The 18,686-nt window shown below is 61.0% G+C and carries 23 protein-coding genes; 10 read left to right on the forward strand and 13 right to left on the reverse strand.

Features of this window, described 5'->3' with window-relative positions; genetic code table 11:
* Window positions 1-179 precede the first annotated feature (179 nt).
* The gene (rpsT, locus tag B5T_RS18425) at window positions 180-449 is read left to right on the forward strand and encodes a 30S ribosomal protein S20 (RefSeq protein ID WP_026949548.1); all 270 of its coding nucleotides are present in this window, start codon (window positions 180-182) and stop codon (window positions 447-449) included.
* A gap of 80 nt (window positions 450-529) precedes the next feature.
* Here the strand turns inward: rpsT and proB are convergent, their stop codons facing one another.
* The 4 genes from proB to rplU form a co-directional block, all read right to left on the reverse strand.
* On the reverse strand, window positions 530-1,639 hold the full coding sequence (gene proB / locus B5T_RS18430; RefSeq protein WP_014996045.1) for a glutamate 5-kinase: 1,110 nt from the start codon (window positions 1,637-1,639) through the stop codon (window positions 530-532).
* 34 nt (window positions 1,640-1,673) lie between these two features.
* On the reverse strand, window positions 1,674-2,858 hold the full coding sequence (gene cgtA, locus B5T_RS18435) for an Obg family GTPase CgtA (protein WP_014996046.1): 1,185 nt from the start codon (window positions 2,856-2,858) through the stop codon (window positions 1,674-1,676).
* A 156-nt stretch (window positions 2,859-3,014) separates the two neighbouring features.
* Complete coding sequence (rpmA, locus tag B5T_RS18440; protein WP_014996047.1) at window positions 3,015-3,275, reverse strand: 50S ribosomal protein L27; 261 nt, start codon at window positions 3,273-3,275, stop codon at window positions 3,015-3,017.
* A 27-nt stretch (window positions 3,276-3,302) separates the two neighbouring features.
* Window positions 3,303-3,614, reverse strand: coding sequence for a 50S ribosomal protein L21 (rplU, locus tag B5T_RS18445; protein ID WP_014996048.1), 312 nt, complete (start codon window positions 3,612-3,614; stop codon window positions 3,303-3,305).
* A gap of 255 nt (window positions 3,615-3,869) precedes the next feature.
* On the opposite strand from rplU, the gene B5T_RS18450 reads away from it, so the two are divergent.
* Genes B5T_RS18450 through B5T_RS18460 form a run of 3 tightly spaced genes read left to right on the forward strand, consistent with a single transcriptional unit; the run spans window position 3,870 to window position 5,748 of the window.
* A complete protein-coding gene (locus tag B5T_RS18450; RefSeq protein ID WP_014996049.1) occupies window positions 3,870-4,841 on the forward strand; it encodes a polyprenyl synthetase family protein in 972 nt (323 codons plus the stop codon).
* A gap of 32 nt (window positions 4,842-4,873) precedes the next feature.
* Entirely contained in the window at window positions 4,874-5,467 is a 594-nt protein-coding gene (locus tag B5T_RS18455; RefSeq protein ID WP_014996050.1) for a YajG family lipoprotein, read from the forward strand.
* A gap of 8 nt (window positions 5,468-5,475) precedes the next feature.
* A complete protein-coding gene (locus tag B5T_RS18460; RefSeq protein WP_014996051.1) occupies window positions 5,476-5,748 on the forward strand; it encodes a SelT/SelW/SelH family protein in 273 nt (90 codons plus the stop codon).
* A gap of 185 nt (window positions 5,749-5,933) precedes the next feature.
* Here the strand turns inward: B5T_RS18460 and B5T_RS18465 are convergent, their stop codons facing one another.
* Together B5T_RS18465 and B5T_RS18470 are read right to left on the reverse strand one after the other, a co-directional pair.
* Window positions 5,934-6,125 (reverse strand): CPXCG motif-containing cysteine-rich protein, encoded by a 192-nt coding sequence (locus B5T_RS18465; RefSeq protein WP_014996052.1) that lies wholly within the window; start codon window positions 6,123-6,125, stop codon window positions 5,934-5,936.
* Window positions 6,113-6,526: an HIT family protein gene (locus B5T_RS18470; protein WP_014996053.1), complete on the reverse strand. Its 414-nt coding sequence runs from the start codon at window positions 6,524-6,526 to the stop codon at window positions 6,113-6,115. Before B5T_RS18470 ends, B5T_RS18465 begins: the two co-directional genes overlap by 13 nt.
* A 137-nt stretch (window positions 6,527-6,663) precedes the next feature.
* On the opposite strand from B5T_RS18470, the gene B5T_RS18475 reads away from it, so the two are divergent.
* The gene (locus tag B5T_RS18475; RefSeq protein ID WP_014996054.1) at window positions 6,664-7,053 is read left to right on the forward strand and encodes an MAPEG family protein; all 390 of its coding nucleotides are present in this window, start codon (window positions 6,664-6,666) and stop codon (window positions 7,051-7,053) included.
* 41 nt (window positions 7,054-7,094) lie between these two features.
* On the opposite strand, the gene B5T_RS18480 is transcribed toward B5T_RS18475, so the two are convergent.
* Window positions 7,095-8,111, reverse strand: a complete 1,017-nt coding sequence (locus B5T_RS18480; RefSeq protein ID WP_014996055.1) for an AraC family transcriptional regulator — start codon at window positions 8,109-8,111, stop codon at window positions 7,095-7,097.
* Window positions 8,112-8,310: 199 nt separating this feature from the next.
* On the opposite strand from B5T_RS18480, the gene B5T_RS18485 reads away from it, so the two are divergent.
* Window positions 8,311-9,141 (forward strand): SDR family oxidoreductase, encoded by an 831-nt coding sequence (locus B5T_RS18485; protein WP_014996056.1) that lies wholly within the window; start codon window positions 8,311-8,313, stop codon window positions 9,139-9,141.
* A 191-nt stretch (window positions 9,142-9,332) separates the two neighbouring features.
* Window positions 9,333-9,518 (forward strand): hypothetical protein, encoded by a 186-nt coding sequence (locus tag B5T_RS18490; protein WP_014996057.1) that lies wholly within the window; start codon window positions 9,333-9,335, stop codon window positions 9,516-9,518.
* On the opposite strand, the gene B5T_RS18495 is transcribed toward B5T_RS18490, so the two are convergent.
* The gene (locus tag B5T_RS18495) at window positions 9,515-9,895 is read right to left on the reverse strand and encodes a hypothetical protein (RefSeq protein WP_014996058.1); all 381 of its coding nucleotides are present in this window, start codon (window positions 9,893-9,895) and stop codon (window positions 9,515-9,517) included. The two genes, B5T_RS18490 and B5T_RS18495, sit on opposite strands and share 4 nt — an antisense overlap.
* A 267-nt stretch (window positions 9,896-10,162) precedes the next feature.
* Here B5T_RS18495 and B5T_RS18500 point away from each other — a divergent pair, with 267 nt between their 5' ends.
* Entirely contained in the window at window positions 10,163-10,594 is a 432-nt protein-coding gene (locus B5T_RS18500) for a hypothetical protein (RefSeq protein ID WP_014996059.1), read from the forward strand.
* A 139-nt stretch (window positions 10,595-10,733) separates the two neighbouring features.
* Complete coding sequence (locus tag B5T_RS18505; protein ID WP_014996060.1) at window positions 10,734-12,059, forward strand: ABC1 kinase family protein; 1,326 nt, start codon at window positions 10,734-10,736, stop codon at window positions 12,057-12,059.
* Window positions 12,060-12,116: 57 nt separating this feature from the next.
* Here B5T_RS18505 and B5T_RS18510 read toward each other — a convergent pair whose 3' ends face one another.
* From B5T_RS18510 to B5T_RS18530, 5 genes are all read right to left on the reverse strand, one after another.
* The gene (locus tag B5T_RS18510) at window positions 12,117-12,668 is read right to left on the reverse strand and encodes a porin family protein (protein WP_014996061.1); all 552 of its coding nucleotides are present in this window, start codon (window positions 12,666-12,668) and stop codon (window positions 12,117-12,119) included.
* A 135-nt stretch (window positions 12,669-12,803) separates the two neighbouring features.
* Window positions 12,804-14,159, reverse strand: coding sequence for a VWA domain-containing protein (locus B5T_RS18515; protein ID WP_014996062.1), 1,356 nt, complete (start codon window positions 14,157-14,159; stop codon window positions 12,804-12,806).
* Between the two features lie 10 nt (window positions 14,160-14,169).
* Window positions 14,170-15,099, reverse strand: a complete 930-nt coding sequence (locus B5T_RS18520) for an AAA family ATPase (RefSeq protein ID WP_014996063.1) — start codon at window positions 15,097-15,099, stop codon at window positions 14,170-14,172.
* Window positions 15,100-15,207: 108 nt separating this feature from the next.
* Window positions 15,208-15,567: a putative quinol monooxygenase gene (locus B5T_RS18525; RefSeq protein WP_014996064.1), complete on the reverse strand. Its 360-nt coding sequence runs from the start codon at window positions 15,565-15,567 to the stop codon at window positions 15,208-15,210.
* A gap of 92 nt (window positions 15,568-15,659) precedes the next feature.
* Complete coding sequence (locus tag B5T_RS18530) at window positions 15,660-16,292, reverse strand: TetR family transcriptional regulator (protein WP_014996065.1); 633 nt, start codon at window positions 16,290-16,292, stop codon at window positions 15,660-15,662.
* Window positions 16,293-16,544: 252 nt separating this feature from the next.
* On the opposite strand from B5T_RS18530, the gene B5T_RS18535 reads away from it, so the two are divergent.
* Window positions 16,545-18,551, forward strand: a complete 2,007-nt coding sequence (locus B5T_RS18535) for an SDR family oxidoreductase (protein WP_014996066.1) — start codon at window positions 16,545-16,547, stop codon at window positions 18,549-18,551.
* Window positions 18,552-18,686: the final 135 nt, after the last annotated feature.

Genomic DNA, 18,686 nt, shown 5'->3' on the forward strand with positions numbered 1-18,686 from the left:
GCAGCCTCGCAAAAGCCGGGCAAGCGTAGCGAATGCACCGCCGGGGCGCCAGTTCCCATTGACAAGCGCGTTTCGGATAGGCATAGTTGCGCGTCTTTAAAACCCATGGCCGCTTGTAGCCGCGGGCAGTACCGAATACAGAACTGAATACAGACTACCGATTTTATAGGAGCAGGACCTTGGCTAACTCACCGCAAGCACGCAAGCGTGCGCGTCAGGCGGAAAAGCGTCGTCAGCATAACGCAGCGATGCGTTCCATGGTGCGCACCTACCTGAAAAAGGTGAACGCGGCCATTGCGTCCGGCGACCAAGGCGCCGCTCAGGAAGCTTACAAAACGGCGACTTCCGTGCTGGACAAGGCCACCCGTAAGGGTAAGTTTCACGCTAACAAGGCAGCTCGCCACAAGAGCCGCCTGAACGCCAAGATCAAGGCCATGTCCGCCGCCTGAGTCTAGCGTTCCATAAAAAAACCGGCTTCGGTCGGTTTTTTTATGGCCGCCGTCCCTGCTGGCGCCCCCTCATTTCCACACTATCCGAACACCACCATATTGTCCCGGTGCACCAGCTCTTCCTCGTTCATATAACCGAGCACCCCGGCGATCTCCGAGCTTTTCTTGCGGCAAATCCGGCGTGCGTCGGCGGCGTCGTAGTTGACCAGCCCGCAGGCCACCCTCTCCCCTTGCTCGCTTTCGCAGACCACCATCTCGCCCCGGGAAAACTGCCCGAACACGTCCACCACACCCACCGGCAATAAACTGGAACCGGCCTGCCGCAGGCGGCGCACCGCGCCGTCGTCGAGAATCAGCCTCCCACGCATGCGCAGATGCCCGGCCAGCCACTGTTTACGAGCATTGAGCGGCGAGGTGTCCGGCATCAGCGTGGTACCGGGCGCCTGCCCGGCGCCCAACGCTTCGATCACATCGGGACTGCGCCCGGAAGCGATGGTGGTAATGGTGCCGGAGCGGGCCGCCAGCCGCGCCGCCCGCACCTTCGTGGCCATGCCACCCCGTCCCAATCCGGAACCGCCACCGCCCGCCATACCGACAATGGCGGGATCCGAGGCGCGGGCCTCGCGGATCAGTTTGGCATCCGGTTTTTGCCTGGGATCGGCGTCATAAAGCCCTTCCTGGTCGGTGAGGATCACCAGGCGCTCCGCCTCCACCAGATTGGCCACCAGCGCCGCCAGGGTGTCATTGTCACCAAAGCGGAATTCGTCGGTGACCACGGTATCGTTCTCATTCACCACCGGCACCACCGACAGCCCCAGCAGGGTCAACAGGGTGGCACGGGCATTGAGATAACGTTTGCGGTCGGATAAATCATCATGGGTCAGCAGCACCTGAGCGGTGTGCCGGTCATGCCGGCGGAAACAGGCTTCCCAGGCCCGCACCAGCCCCATCTGCCCCACCGCGGCGGCGGCCTGCAACTCGTGAATGGACTCGGGCCGGCGCTGCCAGCCCAGCCGGGTCATTCCCTCGGCGACGGCGCCGGAGGACACCACCACCAGATCGACCTCCTGGTCCATGAGCCGCACCAGGCGATCCACCCACTGCTGCATCAGCTGCCGGTCCAAACCCTTGCCATCATTGGTCAGCAGGGCGCTGCCGATTTTCACTACCCAACGTGCGCGTCGCGCCATGGTGCACCGTCGTCCTTAAGAGCCTGTTTACGATCTATTGCTCGTAGACGATCTCCACATCGTGGTCATCGTCATCGTCGTCGTCATCATTGTCGTCACGGCGGCGCCGGTTTTCCTGCTTGATCTCCTGAACCCGTTCGCGCGCCTCCTGCTCCAGGCGTGAGCGCAGCTCCCGCTGCCCGGCCGCGTACTCCGGATCCTCTTCCTCAAGCCGCCGGCGATCCTCCAGGGCGTTCATCAGCGCGTACACCAATTCCTCGCAGCCGACTCCGGCGGCGGCGGAAATCAAATGCACCGGCCCTTCCCAACCCAGCTCCTCGACGATGGCATCGGCCCGCTCACGAGCCTCGTCGTCGGCCATCAGATCGATCTTGTTGAATACCAGCCAGCGCTCCTGCTCGGCCAGCGCCGGAGAGAAGCGGTCCAGCTCATCGGCGATGGCATCGACATGATCGGCCGGATCACCGTCCATCGGGGCGATATCCACCACATGCAACAGTAACCGGGTACGCGCCAGATGCTTGAGGAAGCGGATACCGAGACCCGCCCCCTCCGCCGCGCCCTCGATCAGGCCGGGAATGTCCGCCACCACGAAGCTGCGATAGCGGTCCACCTTCACCACCCCCAGATTCGGCACCAGGGTGGTGAACGGATAATCCGCCACCTTGGGCTTGGCCGCGGAAATGGCGCGGATCAGGGTGCTCTTGCCGGCGTTGGGCATGCCCAGCAGCCCCACATCCGCCAGCACTTTCAGCTCCAGCCGCAGACGCCGAGATTCGCCCGGGGTACCTTTGGTGGTCTTGCGCGGCGCCTGGTTGGTGCTGCTCTTGAAGTGCACGTTGCCAAGGCCGCCACGGCCGCCACGCACCACCATCGCCTGATCACCATCCCCGGCCAGGTCCGCCAGCACCTCGTCGGTATCCACATCAATGATGGTGGTCCCCACCGGCACGGTGAGAACCACGTGATCCGCGGATTTACCGGTCATCTGGCGCCCCTTGCCGGGCTCACCATTACGCGCCTTGAAAATGCGTTCGTAGCGGTAATCCACCAGGGTGTTGAGATTGCTGTCGGCCCGCACGAACACATGTCCGCCGGCCCCGCCATCGCCGCCGTCGGGGCCGCCGAATTCCACATATTTCTCACGACGGAAACTCAGACAGCCATCACCGCCCTTGCCCGCATGGACATCAATGGTGGCTTCGTCGACGAATTGCATGGTGAAGGACTCTTGGAAATCGTAAGGGATAGTTTAACGCGAGGCGCAAGGTGAATTCACCGCCGCGACAGCGCGCAGGCTGGCCACCTGTATGGCGGCCATAAAAAACCCCGCGGGAGTGAACCTCGCGGGGTTTTTCAGGCCGATCCGCGGGGATCAGGCGACCGGTTCGATCACCACATATTTGCGGTTGTTCGGGCCTTTCACCTGAAACTTAACGCGACCTTCAGCCTTGGCGAAGATGGTGTGGTCTTTACCGATACCGGTATTCACACCAGCATGGAAACGGGTGCCACGCTGACGAACGATGATCTCGCCCGCCTGAACCAGCTGGCCACCATAGCGCTTCACGCCAAGGCGTTTACTTTCGGAATCGCGACCGTTACGAGTACTACCACCGGCTTTTTTATGTGCCATGTCTCAATCCTCCTGCCTTGACCAGAATCAGCCCTGGATCCCGGTAATTTTCACCGCCGTGTACCACTGACGATGGCCTTGTTGCTTGCGGTGATGCTTGCGGCGGCGGAACTTGACCACATGAATTTTCTTGTGGCGGCCCTGCTCGACCACTTCGGCGCTGACCTTGGCGCCTTCCACCAGCGGCTGACCTACTTTAATGTCGTCGCCATCGGCAACCAGCAGAACCTGGTCGAAATCGATGGTATCACCGGTGCCCACTTCGATTTTTTCCACGCGAAGGATATCACCTTCCTCCACGCGGTACTGTTTGCCACCGGTTTTGATGACTGCGTACATCCGTCTTACTCCAGATGATCCTCGCGGGCGGACTTGCCTATCTTGTCCATACGACAGGAGACAGGGGTCACTTTGGGGGCCCGTTGGACGATGACTAAAAAGGGCCGCGAAGTGTACGTCAAAGCAGGCCGCGACTCAAGCCCGGCGCCGTCGAACGGTGGCCATCGGCTGCCCGCCTCCGGCTTTTCTTGACTGCCCGCCGCCCCCTGCTAGCATTGCCCGCTGTTCGCGCTCATTCTGCTGGATTGCTGCCCCATGGATTTTAAGGCCATCAGTTCCAACGTCGCCGACGATTTCGAGGCGGTCAACAGCTTCATCCAACACCATTTGGATACGGATGTTCCCCTGATCCGCGAGGTCGGCGAGTACATTATCCAATCCGGCGGCAAGCGTCTGCGCCCCTTGGTGTGTCTGCTCTGCGCCCGCGCCGCCGGCTATTCCGGCGACAAGCACGTCAATGTTGCCGCGGTCATCGAATTATTGCATACCGCCACCCTGCTCCATGACGATGTGGTGGACGAATCCGGCCTGCGCCGCGGCCGCCCCACCGTCAACGCGGTATGGGGCAACGCTGCCAGCGTGCTGGTGGGCGATTTCCTGATCTCGCGCTCGTTCCAGTTGATGGTGGCGCTGGAAGATCAGCGGCTGCTGGAAATCCTGTCCCTGAGCACCAACACCATCTCCGAGGGCGAGGTCTTGCAGTTAATCAACTGCCGCGACCCGGATACCAGCGAAGAAAGCTATATGCGGGTGATCCACCACAAGACCGCGAAGATGTTCGAATCCGCGGCGGAGACCGGGGCCGTGCTGGGCGCCACCGAAGGACGGGATCAGGCCGAGGCCTTCGCCACCTTCGGCCGCCACCTGGGCATTGCTTTTCAGTTGGTGGATGACGTGCTCGACTATCAGGGCGATGTGGAAGAACTGGGCAAGAACGTGGGCGACGACCTGGCCGAAGGCAAACCCACCCTGCCGCTGATCCACACCATTCGCAGCGGCTCTCCGGAGCAGGCCAAACTGATCAAGGACGCCATCCGCACTGGCGGTCTGGACCGCCTGCAGGACATCATCCACATCGTGCGTGACTCCGGCGGCCTCAGCCACACCGTGGCGGTGGCCGAGGAACAGACCCGGCTCGCCCTGGCGGCACTGGAGACCGTGCCCGAGTCCCGTTATAAAGAGGCTCTGCAAACCCTGGCATTGGAATCCCTGAAACGGACCCATTAGAGCCCTGAACCGAGATAGATGAGGAAAGACTCATGCGTTCCCTACTGACCGTTCTGATTGCCGCCCTGGTTGTGAGCGGCTGTGCCCTGAGCCCGCAGCGCATTGAGGTGGACCCGCAAGTGCAGGTCAAAGCCTCCAACGTTGGCCATAACCGTTCAGTACAGGTTGTTGGCGTCGATTCCCGCGGCAAGAATGAGTTCGGCAGCCGCGGCGGCGTTTACGACGAAACCGCCCTGCTGATCCCCAGCAACGACATCAAGGCGGCGATCGCCGACACCGTCCGCAACGGCCTGCAGAGCCTGGGCTTCAACGCCTTCAATCCCGGCGGAGACGCCACCACTCTGGAAGTCCGCCTGGAACAGCTGGACTATATTCCGGAACCGGGCTCGGTGGTGAACCGGGTCGACCTGAACCTGGTGCTGCAGGCGGAAGCCCGCCGTGGTCCGACCACGCACACCGGCACTTACAAGAGCAGCGTGGAGCACAAGACGCCGTTCACGCCGTCCCTGGCGCAAAACCGGCAGATGATCAACGACATCCTGGCCAAAGCCATCGAGCGCCTGCTGCAGGATCCGGAAATGCTGGCCTTTCTGGCTGGCGCCGACTTCCCCGGCGATAGCGAGTAAACGGTTTCATGGCCGGCCAAGTAAGCATTCACTACTGCCGCCAATGCAACTGGCTGCTGCGCTCCGCCTGGTACGCCCAGGAGCTGCTCTCCACCTTCTCCGAGGAACTGGATGAGGTTGCCCTGCGCCCGGGCACCGGCGGCGTGTTCCAGGTTACCGTGGACGATACCCTGGTTTGGGACCGGGCCCGGGACGGCGGCTTTCCGGAGATTACCGAGTTAAAGCGCCGGGTGCGCGATATCGCTTGCCCGGATCGTTCTCTGGGGCATATTGACCGCTAGGCGATCAGGCACACAGATAAAGGTTCTTTTCGAAAGGGTGTTGTTCTGGCAAGGGGAGTGTTTACGGCGGGTCATGGACACCCGGGGGACCCGCAAGACCCGGCTACGGAGCTCCGAAGAAGATCCCCCCGCTGGAGGAATGCTCTCCATTCCTCTCGCTCACCCGTGATGAACCATAAAACGGATCACTCATTCTCCGGCCGCACCGAAACCTCGGGCGTCTCCGGGTTCGGCAGGAAGACGGTCAGCACCAGGGGTTGGCAGCAAACGTGACAGTCCTCCACGTATTCCTGATCCCCCTGGGACACATCGACCAGGGCATCGAAATACTGCCAGCAATGGGGACACTGCACCGGTACCGGGATCAGCGCGTCCATACTCCCTCCGGCAACGCCAACCGCGCCAGCCACCGCGGCGTCCGCTCCACCGGCTGCGGCACCCCCTGCCCCCATACCGGCCCCGGCCAGCAAGGGTCATCACGGAAGCGAGCGATCACATGCACGTGCAATTGGGGTACCAGGTTCCCCAACGCCCCGATATTGATCTTGTCGGCACCGGTGACCCGCTCCAACTCCGCCGCCAATCCATTGACCACCCTCAGCAGACGGTGCTGTTCCTCCTCCGCCAGTTGGTGCCACTCCCGGATATCCGCCCGGCGCGGCACCACCACCAACCAGGGGAAGCGGCCGTCACGCAGCCAGCGAATCCAGCAAAACTCATCCTCCGCCACGGCGCCGGTATCCGCCGCCAGACGTTCGTGCAATATCACCGCTGTCATAACCTCTCCACTTGGTATGGGCACGGCTCGCTATACCACGCCATCCAGGCTAGCATGATACGCCAAAATTATTAGAGCCTATCAAGGCTGTGCCGCCACTGGCGGCGACACATGTTTTTCTGTCTGGGGGGACGGTTATGGAATGGGTGGCCATCGTCACGGTGCTTGCCTTGCTGCAATGCGCCCTGTTCAGTTTTATGGTGGGACGGGCCCGGGTCAAATATCAGATCCGCGCGCCGGCCGTGGCCGGACACGAGCTGTTCGAGCGCAGTCACCGGATCCACGCCAACACGGTGGAGCAGCTGGTGCTGTTCCTGCCCGCGTTATGGTTATGTGGCTGGTACCTGGAGCCGCGCGCGGCGGCGGTGGTGGGCAGCCTGTTCCTGATCGGCCGCCAGCTCTACTTCAATCATTATCTGGAACAGCCCCGTGATCGCGGCACTGGCTTCCTGCTTGGTTTCCTGGCGACCCTGACACTGCTGCTGGGCGCCCTCGGCGGGGCCATCAGCTCATTGATCCTTCATTGAGCGCGGCCGTTTTACCAGCCACGCCCCACAGTCCCGGCGCCCTAGCCGCGATAGTCCGACGGGCTCTTGCCGGTCCAGCGGCGGAACGCACGGGCGAAATTGGAGGCATCGGAATAACCCAGCGCGGCGGCGATGTCGTCCACCGAACGACGACTTTGTGACAGGTATTCCACCGCCAGCCCCTTGCGCAGATCATCGAGCAGCGTCTGGTAGCTGGTCCCCAGTTGCTGCAGCTTGCGCTTGAGCGTGCGCGAGGACATGTGCAACTCACTGGCCACTTCCTCGACGCCGGGGAACCGGCCCGAGCGCGCCAGAATGATTCTGCGCACCTGCCCCAACAGCGGCGGCGGCGCCTTGATATGGGCCAGTTCCTGCTCGCACTGCACCTCCGCCAGACGCGACAGGCGCGGATCCGCGAAGCGCAGCCGGTACTGCAAACGCTCCGCGGGAAAGCGCATCTGACTGTAGGCGCAATCGAAATACACCGGCACCGGAATCAGCGGCCGCAGCCTTTGAAAGTAATCCGGCTCCGGATAGGAAAAGCGCAGCTCACCGAACAGTTCCACTTCCGGCAGCATTTGCAGCCCCATGAAATGGAAACTGGAGAACAGGCTCTCCGTCAGCAACGGCGCCAGATCACCGAGAGACAGCATTTCATTGACCTGCAACACCGCCCAGTCGCCTTCGACAAAGGATTCGAGCTGAATCAGGGTGCTGCGGATACGGAAGAATTTCACCGCCAGTTCAATGGCGTCCCCCAGGGTTTCGCTGCTCATCGCCGCATAGCCAAGGAAACCGTGGGAAGACAACGGCGTCGCCGCTCCCAGCTCCCACCCGAGCCAGGGCTCGTTGGTCAGCATCACGGCGCGCCGGGCCACCCGCCGCAACAGCGTCGCCGACACCCGTGATTTCGCCTCGCGCCAGCATCCCCGGCGAACACCGGTTCCGTCCAGCAGCTGCTCTTCGCTGAATCCGCGTTTCTTCATCACCTCCATGAAGGGAATCAGATACTCCGCGGACACCGCGTACTCTTCGGGATTCATTTTTAGAATTGTCATCTTGCCGTTCCCGTCTTGATCTCTTGCATTGGCCTGAAATGACAGGCCTACACACCATACCCAGCCCTCTCCCCGGCCGGCATTGCCCCTGAAGCCCGCCGGGCGGGCACCTGCGGTCAACCGTGACGCCCCTCTTTCCACCTCTCCGGCAGCAGGCGTACTCTGTAAAACTCCCCTGGCACGCATAAAGGAGAACACCATGTCGACACTGAGCGGCAAAACCCTGTTCATCACCGGCGCCAGCCGTGGCATTGGCAAGGCCATAGGCCTGCGCGCCGCCCGCGACGGTGCCAATATCGTGTTGTTTTCGAAAACCGCCGAACCCCACCCAAAGCTGCCCGGCACGCTTTATACCGCCGCAGAGGAAATGCAGGAGGCCGGCGGCAAGACCCTGGTGTGCGTGGGGGACATTCGCCACGAGGAAGATGTGGCGGACGCGGTACAACAAGCGGAGGAAACGTTTGGCGGCCTGGACATTCTGGTCAATAACGCCAGCGCCATTTCGCTCACTTCCACCGAAAGCACCAGCATGAAGTCCTATGATCTGATGCATCAGGTCAACGCCCGCGGCACCTTCCTCGCCAGCCGGTTGTGCCTGCCACTGCTGCGCCAGGCGGAGAATCCTCACATTCTGATGTTGTCACCGCCGCTGAATCTGAACCCGGCCTGGTTCGGTCGCCACCTGGCCTACACCATGGCCAAGTACGGCATGAGCATGTGCGTGCTGGGCCTGGCGGATGAGTACCGGAACCGGGTGGGCGTCAACGCACTGTGGCCACGCACCGCCATCAACACCTCCGCGGTACGCAATCTCCTCGGTGGCGAGCAGTCGGTGCAGGCATCACGCCAGCCAAGCATCATGGCCGACGCCGCCCACGCCATCCTGGTCCAGCCGGCGAACCAGTGCAGCGGCAACTTCTTTATTGATGATGAGGTCCTGGCGGCGGAAGGCGTGGACCTGGACCGCTACAAGGTGGATCCGTCGCTGAGCGATGATCAGCTGCTGCCGGATTTCTTCCTGGATTCCTGACCGTCACGCCGCCGTCCGCAAGTGCCGGGGTGGCTGGCAAAAACCGTCACATCCTGCCACAGGGCGCGGCGCCGGCTCATCGGGCGCCCGGGGCAAATAACATATCCCTCTGATTTAGAAGGAAATAATCAGAAAGAAGAGGCTGGCACGGTTCTCGCTATTCAATGGAGACGACGATCAGGTGAGACATCATGAGCAAGGTCATACGCCTCGAAGAGCGCGACCCCGAAACCGCCCTGGAAAACCTGAACCGGGTCACCGGTCTGGATTTCCACTGCTGGCCGGAGTCGTTGCTGGAACAAGACCGCAAGACGCCCCGGCCCCAGCCGCGACCGGCCAGCACCAAACCCCGCCGTACCGCGGGCGGCACGGCTTAGTAGTTGGAAATCAGCTTGTCCTGGGGATCCAATGCCATGCCCCGGCGCTGCATGTATAACTCTTCCACCACATAGCGCATGGACGGATCGGACAGGCCCAGGGTCACCTGGATCTGCTCCACGCTGTCACTGAGCCGGAGTTTGACCACCCCGGACAGCAGCGCGCTGCCTTCCCCCTGGACCTCGGCGCAGTCGACCACCACCGCCTGCTCGCCCTTTTCATCCAGGCAACACACACGCAGTTCCACCCGGCCCCGGGCTCCGGTCACCCGCACCCAGGAGGCCACGTTGAATTCCGCTTCCCATTGCCGGGCTCGAGCCGGCCTTCCCCCCGCCCAGATGCGCTCCGGCACCTTGGCAATAAACGCTTCACTCATGGAATCCATCTCGACATTTTATTCTTCAGGCAGTGTACGGACGGTCTGAAATCTCTGCCACGGGCGACTTGGCGGGGCCAGGTTGATACGCATCACAAGGCCGGGCAACAGACGTTGTTTTATTGTCTGACAATCAAAACCTTATCGTGCCTGGCCGCCCCTTACTCTAGGCCCATACTTTGGCGAATCGTTCTCGCCAAACCTTTTTCTCCGACGACGCCGAGGCGTTTGTCGATCCCCAAAAGACCCGCTGACGAGAGGCGATCCATGGGCGAGTTGAAAGAACTGCGTGAAGAACGGGCCAACCTGGTCAACCGTGCCAAAAGCCTGGCCAACACCCTCTATCTGGCCAGCCTGGGTGCTTACAGCAAGGCCAATGAGAAATCCGAGGCGCTCTACGGACACTATCTGTCCGCCGGTGCTCAAGCCTACGGCGACGAGGCCGAAGGCAAATCAAAACTGGCTCTGGCCAGCCGTGGCTTGCTCCTGAGCGCCCGTCAACTGATCGACGAGGCACCGCAAAAACGCCAGGCGCTTTACGAAAACCTGGTTGCCGCCGGCAAAGAAGAGCGCGGCGAGAAAGCGGAAAGCAGCAACGAGTTCGTGTTAGCGGGTGTGGGCGCCGTTTCCACCGTGCGCGAACAGGGCCAGAAGCTGCTGGATGAGCTGGTCAGCGCTGGCGAGAAAGAGCGCGCCTGAATCTGATTTTCTGTCACTTCTCTCCTTACCTGGGGCCGATATCGGCCCCTTTTTTTGCACCAGTCCCCCCCATCGCCTTCCTCGCCGGATTAGAGCACCATGGGAGCCCCGACACCGTCGTGATCCCCTGGAGGACACCGTGGCCAAACGAATCCGCAACCCGCTTGCCGGCGGCGGACGCCTGCTTAAGCTGACGGGCATGACCACCTCCATCGCCACTCGCGTGGCCACTCATCAGGTCAAGAGCTGGTTCCAGGATGACGCTCTGCGAGAGACCAACCGCGAAGCCCTGATGCGCCATATTGGCCGGGAGGTCGCGGTTACATTGGGAGAGATGAAAGGCGCGGTGATGAAAGTGGGACAAATCGCCTCGCAGATGCAAGACATCCTGCCCAAGGAAATCAGTGAGCAATTGGCGGTACTGCAGAACGCTTCCGCGCCAATGCCGTTCCACGTTATCCGGCGGCAATTGGAAACCCACCTGGGCGGCAAACTCGGCGACCATTTCAGCGAGTTTTCCGAAACACCGTTCGCGGCCGCCTCCATCGGCCAGGTCCATGACGCGGTTACCCGGGACGGAGAATCCGTGGTAGTCAAGGTGCAGTATCCGGCCGTGCGCCGTTCCATCGATTCGGATATGCGCCATCTGAAACGCATCCTCAAACTCGGCAGCCTGCTCAAGGTAAATGAAGCTGCTCTGGATGCCGTGTTTCAGGAGATCCGTTCACGACTCAACGAAGAACTGGATTACCATCAGGAAGCGCGCAACTTGAATCTCCTGCGCGAGTTCCATCGTGATCAGCCCTGGCTGGTGATTCCCCGGGTCTACGCTTCCCTGTCCGGTGAGACAGTACTCACCCTGAGCCGTGAAGACGGCATCCCTCTACACCAGGTCAACGACGAGAACGGCTTCGACCAACCGCTGCGCAATCAGTTGGGCGAGCGCTTGTTTGACGCCCTGGCGGCGGAGATTTTTCAGCTGGGCACAGTGCATTGCGATCCTCATCCCGGCAATTTTGCTTTCCGCCGGGATGGCAGCATCGTGATGTACGATTTTGGCGCGGTGAAACAACTGAGCGAAGAGGATATCGAATTGTTCGGCAAGGTGATCAACGCCGCCACCAAAGGGGACTGGCAGCACCTCGATGCCGGCCTGATTGAGCTGGGCGCGCGACGGCCCGACAGTCATCCACCACCGGGGTTCTACGATCGCTGGGTGCCTTTGATATTGAGCGGATTTTCTCCCGAGCCGGTCAACTTCGCCGATGCCCGGGTCCACCTGGATATAGTGGAAACGGTACGCAAGACGCCGCTGTCGGCGCTGCTGACATTTCAGCCCTCTTCCCGGACATTACTGGTGGAGAGAGTGGTGAGCGGGCACTACTGGACCATGAAAGCCCTGGGGGTTCGCTCGGCGTTTTTGCCGCGCCTTCAATCCAGCATGGCGGCATCGAAAGCGGGGTAATCCCTCAGCTTGCCCAAGGTTCTTACCCCGCCTTCCAGATTGCCGCAGAACGACCATTTAGAACGCCGAGCGCAAACCCACGCTGATTCCGGAAATTTCCTCTTCGTCCTTGTCGAAGTAACGCATGTATTCCAGGTTCATTCCCAGGGTATCGGTAAGGTTCACGTCAATGCCCGCGCCATAGGATTGATCCTCGAAACGGCGGCTGTCATCCACTTGATAATTGATGCCCGCCAGGCTCCCCTCGGCCTTCACCGTGCCTTTCATTTTGGTATAGCCGCCGATGATGTAAGGATGCACCGATTCCGCCAGAGGCGCTGACAATTTCACATAAGCGCCATACATGTTGTCCATTTCAAAGTCGACGATACCCCGGGAGTCCTCATCGAATCCCACGCCGCCACGGATTTCCATTCCCAGATAGTCGTTGAACTCATACCCGGCACGGAAAACAGCGGAGTCAATCTTCAGCGTGTCGCTGTCGTACTCCTCGTTTTCGTATTGCATTTGAGTGTAGTTGCCACCGATAAAGGGACCGGCCGCGTAGGCCCCACCCGCGGTGAGCGAGAAAGTAACGGCCACTGCTGTCGCGAATTTCCGGGTCAACATAAGTCACTCCTTACTTGCGAGTTGAACCACTCGGGTTACAACGGTGTGACTTATGCTATCCGGGGGAGTTCGGGAGCGGGGTTAAATGGCGTTAAAAGCGAGCGAAGCAGTTCGCATTTTAAAGTTTCACTTCAACTATTGTGAATTGTTTAGCGCCCGCAACAAGTAATCCACGAAACGACTGAGATCGTTCAGGCTGGCGCAGCGGCGGGCTGCCCGACAGTAAGGTTCGTATTTGGCCATGATGGCATCACCACTGTTCCAGCGTGACGGGTGCTCCGGGTTCAACCAGAACACCTGGCGGGCACGGCGCGAGATTTCCGCCAGATGCTCCTCGCCCGCGGGCAGGTCATTGTTGCGTGCATCTCCCAGAATGATCACTGTGCTGCGCCGGTCGATCTCCCGGCCACAGACTTCCTGGAAGGACTCGAACATGTAGCCATAATCGGTACCGCTGCCAGAAACCCGGTCGAGAATGCGCCCTACCGCCACCTCGGGATTGTACTGACGGAAGTCATCGGTGACTTCGTCGAAGCGGGCGGCGAAGGCAAAGCTGCGTACTTGGGGCAGAACATCGTTCATGGCGTAGAGGAACTGCAACAGAAACCGGGCCGCCTCTCGTACCGATCCGGAGACATCGCAAATCACATACACTTTGCTCTTCAGCTTGCGCCGTTCGCGCCAGTGCAACTGCACCGGCACTGCGTTATAGCGCAGGCTGGAGACCAAAGTGCGGCGGGCATCCATGGCGCCGCGTTTGGCGCGTTTTTGCCGCCGTTGATGCAAAGCGGCAAGGCGGCGCGCCATGCGCCGCACCAGATCCTGAATCTGGTGGTATTCGCGCAGTTCACGAAACGGCGCCGCCCGCATGCTGTGCTCTCTGAGCGCACGACCATGGGCCCGACCGTGCAACTCGAATTGTCGCCGCACATACTGGCTGGCCCGCTCCCGTACCTGCTGGCGCCAATCCCGCAACTGCTCCGCCCGGTTCTGATCCCGACGGCGCGGTGACGCCGCCAAACGCAGAATATCGTCGTCCACCGACCCCATTCCCATGTTCATCACCAACTGCCGGGCGAACAATCCCTGCTGGGTGATCACTTGCATGGCGGTAAAATCCTGCTGGGCGGCGGCCTCGGCAAGACTCTGAGTCAATTGCTCCGGCGACTGGGCAATCAGATTGGCGGTGGCTTCCGAGAGGTCCCCGGTGTCCACATCGGTGGTGTCGGGCAAAGCCCCCACCTCGGCGTCTTCATCGCCGTCCGCTTCAATGGATTCGAAGTGGAAAAAATCATCGAAGCACTGATCAAAGCGGGCCCGGTCCACCTGAGCCTTGACCAGAGTTTGCGCCAGCGTTTCCCGGAACTGTTCGCGTGGGTGATAACCGATCAGCGCCGCGGCCCGCAGCGCTTCTTCCACTTCCACCGGAGAAATACGAATCTGCGCCCCGCGCAGGGCGCGCACGAACTCATGCAAGCGACGATCGGCCATGGGTCGACCCTCAACCCGCGCGTTGTTTGCTGAACCAGTGCGGCAGCAGGCCACGCGCCAACGTCACGTCCTGCTCGTTCTTGAGGATCAGGGTCAGCGTCTGCTCAACCAGCTCCGGCTCGAGGCTGTCGGCGTGCAACAACACCAGGGCCCGGGCCCAGTCCAGGGTTTCGGAGATGGCCGGCAGTTTCTTCATGTCCTGCTCGCGCAGATGCTGAATGAAACTCACCAGTTGCTCACGCAGCCGATCACCAAGTTCCGGCACCCGCTCGGCGACAATTCGCCGCTCCAGATCCGGTTCCGGATAGGGGATGTAAAGGTGCAGGCAGCGACGTTTGAGCGCGTCGGACAGCTCACGCTGATCGTTACTGGTGAGAAATACCAGGGGACGATGGCGGGCACGCACCGTACCCAGTTCCGGGATGGAAATCTGAAAATCGGAGAGCAGCTCCAGCAGGAAGGCCTCGAATTCCTGATCCGCCTTGTCGATCTCGTCGATCAACAGCACCACCGGTTCCTCCGCGCGCAGCGCCCGCAACAGCGGCCGTGGCTCCAGGAACGTATCGCTGTAGAAAGCGTCCCCCAGGTCCCCGAGACGCGCCATGCCCTGTTCCAGGTTCTCCGTGTCGGACAGCAAGGAACTGAGCTTGTCGCGCAGTAATTGCGTATAGAGCAACTGCTTGCCGTATTTCCACTCGTACAGGGCGCGACTCTCATCCAACCCTTCGTAGCATTGCAAGCGGATCAGCGGCGCTTCCAGAAAGGCGGCGGCGGATTTGGCCAGCTCGGTTTTGCCCACCCCCGGCGGGCCTTCCACCAGAATCGGCTTTTGCAATTGAGCGGCCAGATAGACCGCCAGCGCGGTGCGTTGATCGCATATGTAGCCCTGGCGGGCAAAACTGGCGATCACGTCATCCACGGAATCGATACGGGTCTTCATGAGCGTTTGTTCTCGGTTATCCACGTCCGGTTCCCCCAGTGTAGGGGATTCACCGACAGGGTCTCAGGAAGGAATGGACGCCGCCATGGCCGAAACCGACATACCGCCTCAATGCAGGACGGTATCGTCTCCCAATACCATGTCGAGGCGTGGCGGGGTGTCCTCGATCTCATCCTCCTCTTCACCGGTGACGTCGAAACGCAATGAATGCACTTCACCGTCGATCATGTCGGGGATACGGTCGAGAAAATCATCCAGGTGGTCGGAATCGAAGTGGCGCTCGAGGGCATCCAGATTGCGCCATTGCTGCCATAACATGATGATCCGGGGGGAATCAGCCTGTACGTAGACTTCGTATGAAACGCAGCCTTCCTCCAGGCGCGCTTCGCGGGCCAGGGTCTGAATCAGTGCCAAGGCGTCATCCCGCAGATCATCCCGCACCGGAATGAGCCCTTTGACGATTACCATTGTGCTCCAGGGGATAGATTGGGAAAGAAGCGTATTGTAGCACAAATCGCGCCGGCCCGCTGATGGCGCCGCATCGGGCCGCCGGGTGACGGCTAGAGGCGCTCGCCCTGAGCCCAGCGGCGCCCTCCCAGAGCCAGGATCGCCAGTTGCTCCACCGCGTTGGCAGCCAATTCCTCACGCCGCGCCGGGGAGACGTCGAGCATCGCCACGCCAAGCCCAAACATCAGCGATACCGCCGCTTCCGCTTCGCGCTCGGCGGGCACCGCCGGGCGCCCCAGGGCCGCCACCACGGAACGAATATCCTCGGCCAGTTCATCCACCAGCAACTGCAGCTCACTGTGAATACGCGCCCGATAGCGCCGGCTGCGTCCGAGCCGTTGTTGCAGCAACAGCCGAAACTCCCCTTCATTGGACAGAATGAAACGGCCGAAGCGCCCCACCAACTCCTGGATCGCCTGGCGCGGCCCGATCTCAATCATGCTGCGGCGCCCTTCCGACATGGCGACACGCAACCGAAAGCAGGCTTCGTCAATCAATGCCAGCCCCAACGCTTCCATGTCGGAAAAATGGTTGTACAGGGACGTGGCGGCCAGGCCAGCTTCGCGGGCCACCTCGCGCAATCCCAGACTGTCCAGGCCCCGCCCTCCGGCCATCAGTTGCCGGGCGGCGCCCAGAATCCGTTCGCGGGTTTCCTTTTTCTGCTTCTGTCGCAGGGTTTCCGTCATTTTCAACAAACAACTGTTAGTTATTGATTACCCCTATATAGCCATAAAAGGCAGGCTTCTTGCAACAGCCGGGGGCAGATGTTGACATCCAGATATAATGATCACAAAATAACGAACAGTTGTTAGTTGTAAAAGCGAAGCTGGCTCGTGCTGGCATCGCCCGGGCAAGGGGCGCATCATCGATCAGGTGCCCGGCAGGATCATAAACAGGCTCTACAACACATCGTGCGTGCTAACGAGGGATTGACCGCCATGAACTATTTCGTCACAGGGGCCACCGGTTTCATCGGCCGCTTTCTGGTTGCCCGGCTTCTGAAACGGGAAGACAGCCGGGTCTTCGCCCTGGTTCGCCCAGGCTCCGAATACAAACTGGAGGCTCTGCGGCGACGACTGGGCGTGGAAGAACGGCGTCTGGTGCCGATTACCGGCGATCTGACGAGAAAGAGCCTGGGCCTGAGCAAGCGGGACCTGGATGACCTGGCCGGCCAGATCGACCACTTCTTCCATCTCGCGGCGATCTACGATCTCAATGCCGACGAGAACACCCAGCGTTACACCAATATCGAAGGCACCCGCCAAACCCTGAAACTGGCGGAACAGCTGCAGGCCGGCTGTTTCCATCATGTTTCCTCGGTGGCCGCCGGCGGACTCTATCCCGGCACCTTCACCGAGGACATGTTCGAAGAGGCCTCCGGCCTGGACAATCCCTACCTGCTGACCAAGCACGAATCGGAAGCCCTGGTACGCCAGGAGAGCCGGATCCCCTGGCGCATTTACCGGCCGTCTCTGGTAGTGGGCCATTCCCAGACTGGGGAAATGGACAAAATCGACGGCCCGTACTACTTCTTCAAACTGATCCAGAAGCTCAAGGATTATCTGCCCAACTGGTTCCCGCTGGTGGGCGTGGAAAGCGGCCATTTCAATATCGTGCCGGTGGACTTCGTCGCCAGTGCCCTGGATCACATCGCCCATCTGCCGGAGGGGAACGGCCAGTGTTTTCACCTGACCGCCGAGCGCAGCTATAACTTCAGCGAGGTGATGGATATCATCGCCGGCGCCGCCCAGGCGCCACGTATGCCGGTGCGCCTGGATAACCGCGTCTTCAATGCGGTCCCTGGTTTCGTCAAAAAAGGCGTCAACGCGCTGACCCCGAAAGCACTGATCAACCAGCTGCTGGAAAGTCTGGACATCCCGCCCACCATTGTTCAGTTCCTGGCATTCCCGACTCAGTACGACAACCAACGGGCCAGGGCCGCTCTGGAAGGCAGCGGCATTGGCGTGCCGGATCTGGAAAGCTACATCCAGCAGCTGTGGGACTTCTGGGAAAACCACCTGGACCCCGAGCGGGATCAGCGCAAGGACGAATTGCAGCCGCTGCCGTCATTGCCGGACAAGGTGGAAGACAAGATCGTGCTGATCACCGGTGCCACTTCCGGGATCGGCAAAGCCTCGGCGCTGAAGCTGGCCCGCGCCGGCGCCACCGTGCTGGTGGTGGCCCGCACTCCGGAGAAACTGGAAGAGACCCTGCACGAGATCAAGCAGGTGGGCGGCATCGCCCGGGCCTACCGTTGCGATGTCTCGAAGCTGGAATCCGTGGATGATCTGGTGAAGGAGGTTCTGGCGGATTACGGCCGGGTCGACATCCTGGTGAACAACGCCGGCCATTCCATCCGCCGCTCGGTGGTCAACTCGGTCTATCGCTTCCACGATTTCGAACGCACCATGCAATTGAACTACTTCGGCTCATTGCGGCTGATCATGCGTCTGTTGCCGAGCATGCTCGAACAGGGCAGCGGACACGTCATCAATATTTCCAGCATCGGCGTTCTGACCAACGCACCGCGCTTCTCCGCCTATGTGGCGTCCAAGGCCGCGCTGGATTCGTTCACCCGTTGCGCCGCCAGCGAGCTGGCTCACCAGGGCATCCGCTTCACCACCATCAATATGCCGCTGGTGCGCACGCCGATGATCGCGCCCACCAAGCTGTACAATCACGTGCCAACCATCAGCCCCAGCCAGGCGGCGGATATGATCTGCGACGCCATCGTGCGTCAACCCAAGCGGATCGCCACCAGTCTCGGCATCCTCGGCCAGGTGATGCATTTCATTACCCCCCGGGCCACGGAAACGATCATGAACACCGGCTACAAATTGTTCTCCGACTCCGCCGCGGCGGTGGGGCGGCGCGAGCGCACGCCGAAACGGATCAGCCGCGAGCAGGCGGCCTTCTCGCGGCTGTTCAAGGGGATTCACTGGTAGAGAGTTCTCTCAGACCCGTGCCCCGATGGAGACATTCTTTTCCGCCCGCGCAGCACCATTAAAAAAGGCCCCGCCGTGGGGCCTTGAAAAACCGGATATACCGGAAGCATACGCAGCGGGGCTTGCGCCCCGGAG

The sequence above is a fragment of the Alloalcanivorax dieselolei B5 genome (genome assembly GCF_000300005.1).
Lineage (GTDB): Bacteria > Pseudomonadota > Gammaproteobacteria > Pseudomonadales > Alcanivoracaceae > Alloalcanivorax > Alloalcanivorax dieselolei.

Coding starts and splice junctions, on each gene's coding strand:
- B5T_RS18495 (WP_014996058.1), bottom strand. CDS start 9,895: ATGAGTGAAGCGTTTATTGCCAAGGTGCCGGAGCGCATCTGGGCGGGG.
- B5T_RS18455 (WP_014996050.1), top strand. CDS start 4,874: ATGCGTTCCCTACTGACCGTTCTGATTGCCGCCCTGGTTGTGAGCGGC.
- B5T_RS18450 (WP_014996049.1), top strand. CDS start 3,870: ATGGATTTTAAGGCCATCAGTTCCAACGTCGCCGACGATTTCGAGGCG.
- B5T_RS18535 (WP_014996066.1), top strand. CDS start 16,545: ATGAACTATTTCGTCACAGGGGCCACCGGTTTCATCGGCCGCTTTCTG.
- B5T_RS18500 (WP_014996059.1), top strand. CDS start 10,163: ATGGGCGAGTTGAAAGAACTGCGTGAAGAACGGGCCAACCTGGTCAAC.
- B5T_RS18470 (WP_014996053.1), bottom strand. CDS start 6,526: ATGACAGCGGTGATATTGCACGAACGTCTGGCGGCGGATACCGGCGCC.
- B5T_RS18515 (WP_014996062.1), bottom strand. CDS start 14,159: ATGGCCGATCGTCGCTTGCATGAGTTCGTGCGCGCCCTGCGCGGGGCG.
- B5T_RS18520 (WP_014996063.1), bottom strand. CDS start 15,099: ATGAAGACCCGTATCGATTCCGTGGATGACGTGATCGCCAGTTTTGCC.
- B5T_RS18525 (WP_014996064.1), bottom strand. CDS start 15,567: ATGGTAATCGTCAAAGGGCTCATTCCGGTGCGGGATGATCTGCGGGAT.
- B5T_RS18465 (WP_014996052.1), bottom strand. CDS start 6,125: ATGGACGCGCTGATCCCGGTACCGGTGCAGTGTCCCCATTGCTGGCAG.
- B5T_RS18485 (WP_014996056.1), top strand. CDS start 8,311: ATGTCGACACTGAGCGGCAAAACCCTGTTCATCACCGGCGCCAGCCGT.
- B5T_RS18460 (WP_014996051.1), top strand. CDS start 5,476: ATGGCCGGCCAAGTAAGCATTCACTACTGCCGCCAATGCAACTGGCTG.
- proB (WP_014996045.1), bottom strand. CDS start 1,639: ATGGCGCGACGCGCACGTTGGGTAGTGAAAATCGGCAGCGCCCTGCTG.
- B5T_RS18480 (WP_014996055.1), bottom strand. CDS start 8,111: ATGACAATTCTAAAAATGAATCCCGAAGAGTACGCGGTGTCCGCGGAG.
- B5T_RS18510 (WP_014996061.1), bottom strand. CDS start 12,668: ATGTTGACCCGGAAATTCGCGACAGCAGTGGCCGTTACTTTCTCGCTC.
- cgtA (WP_014996046.1), bottom strand. CDS start 2,858: ATGCAATTCGTCGACGAAGCCACCATTGATGTCCATGCGGGCAAGGGC.
- rpmA (WP_014996047.1), bottom strand. CDS start 3,275: ATGGCACATAAAAAAGCCGGTGGTAGTACTCGTAACGGTCGCGATTCC.
- rplU (WP_014996048.1), bottom strand. CDS start 3,614: ATGTACGCAGTCATCAAAACCGGTGGCAAACAGTACCGCGTGGAGGAA.
- B5T_RS18530 (WP_014996065.1), bottom strand. CDS start 16,292: ATGACGGAAACCCTGCGACAGAAGCAGAAAAAGGAAACCCGCGAACGG.
- B5T_RS18490 (WP_014996057.1), top strand. CDS start 9,333: ATGAGCAAGGTCATACGCCTCGAAGAGCGCGACCCCGAAACCGCCCTG.
- B5T_RS18475 (WP_014996054.1), top strand. CDS start 6,664: ATGGAATGGGTGGCCATCGTCACGGTGCTTGCCTTGCTGCAATGCGCC.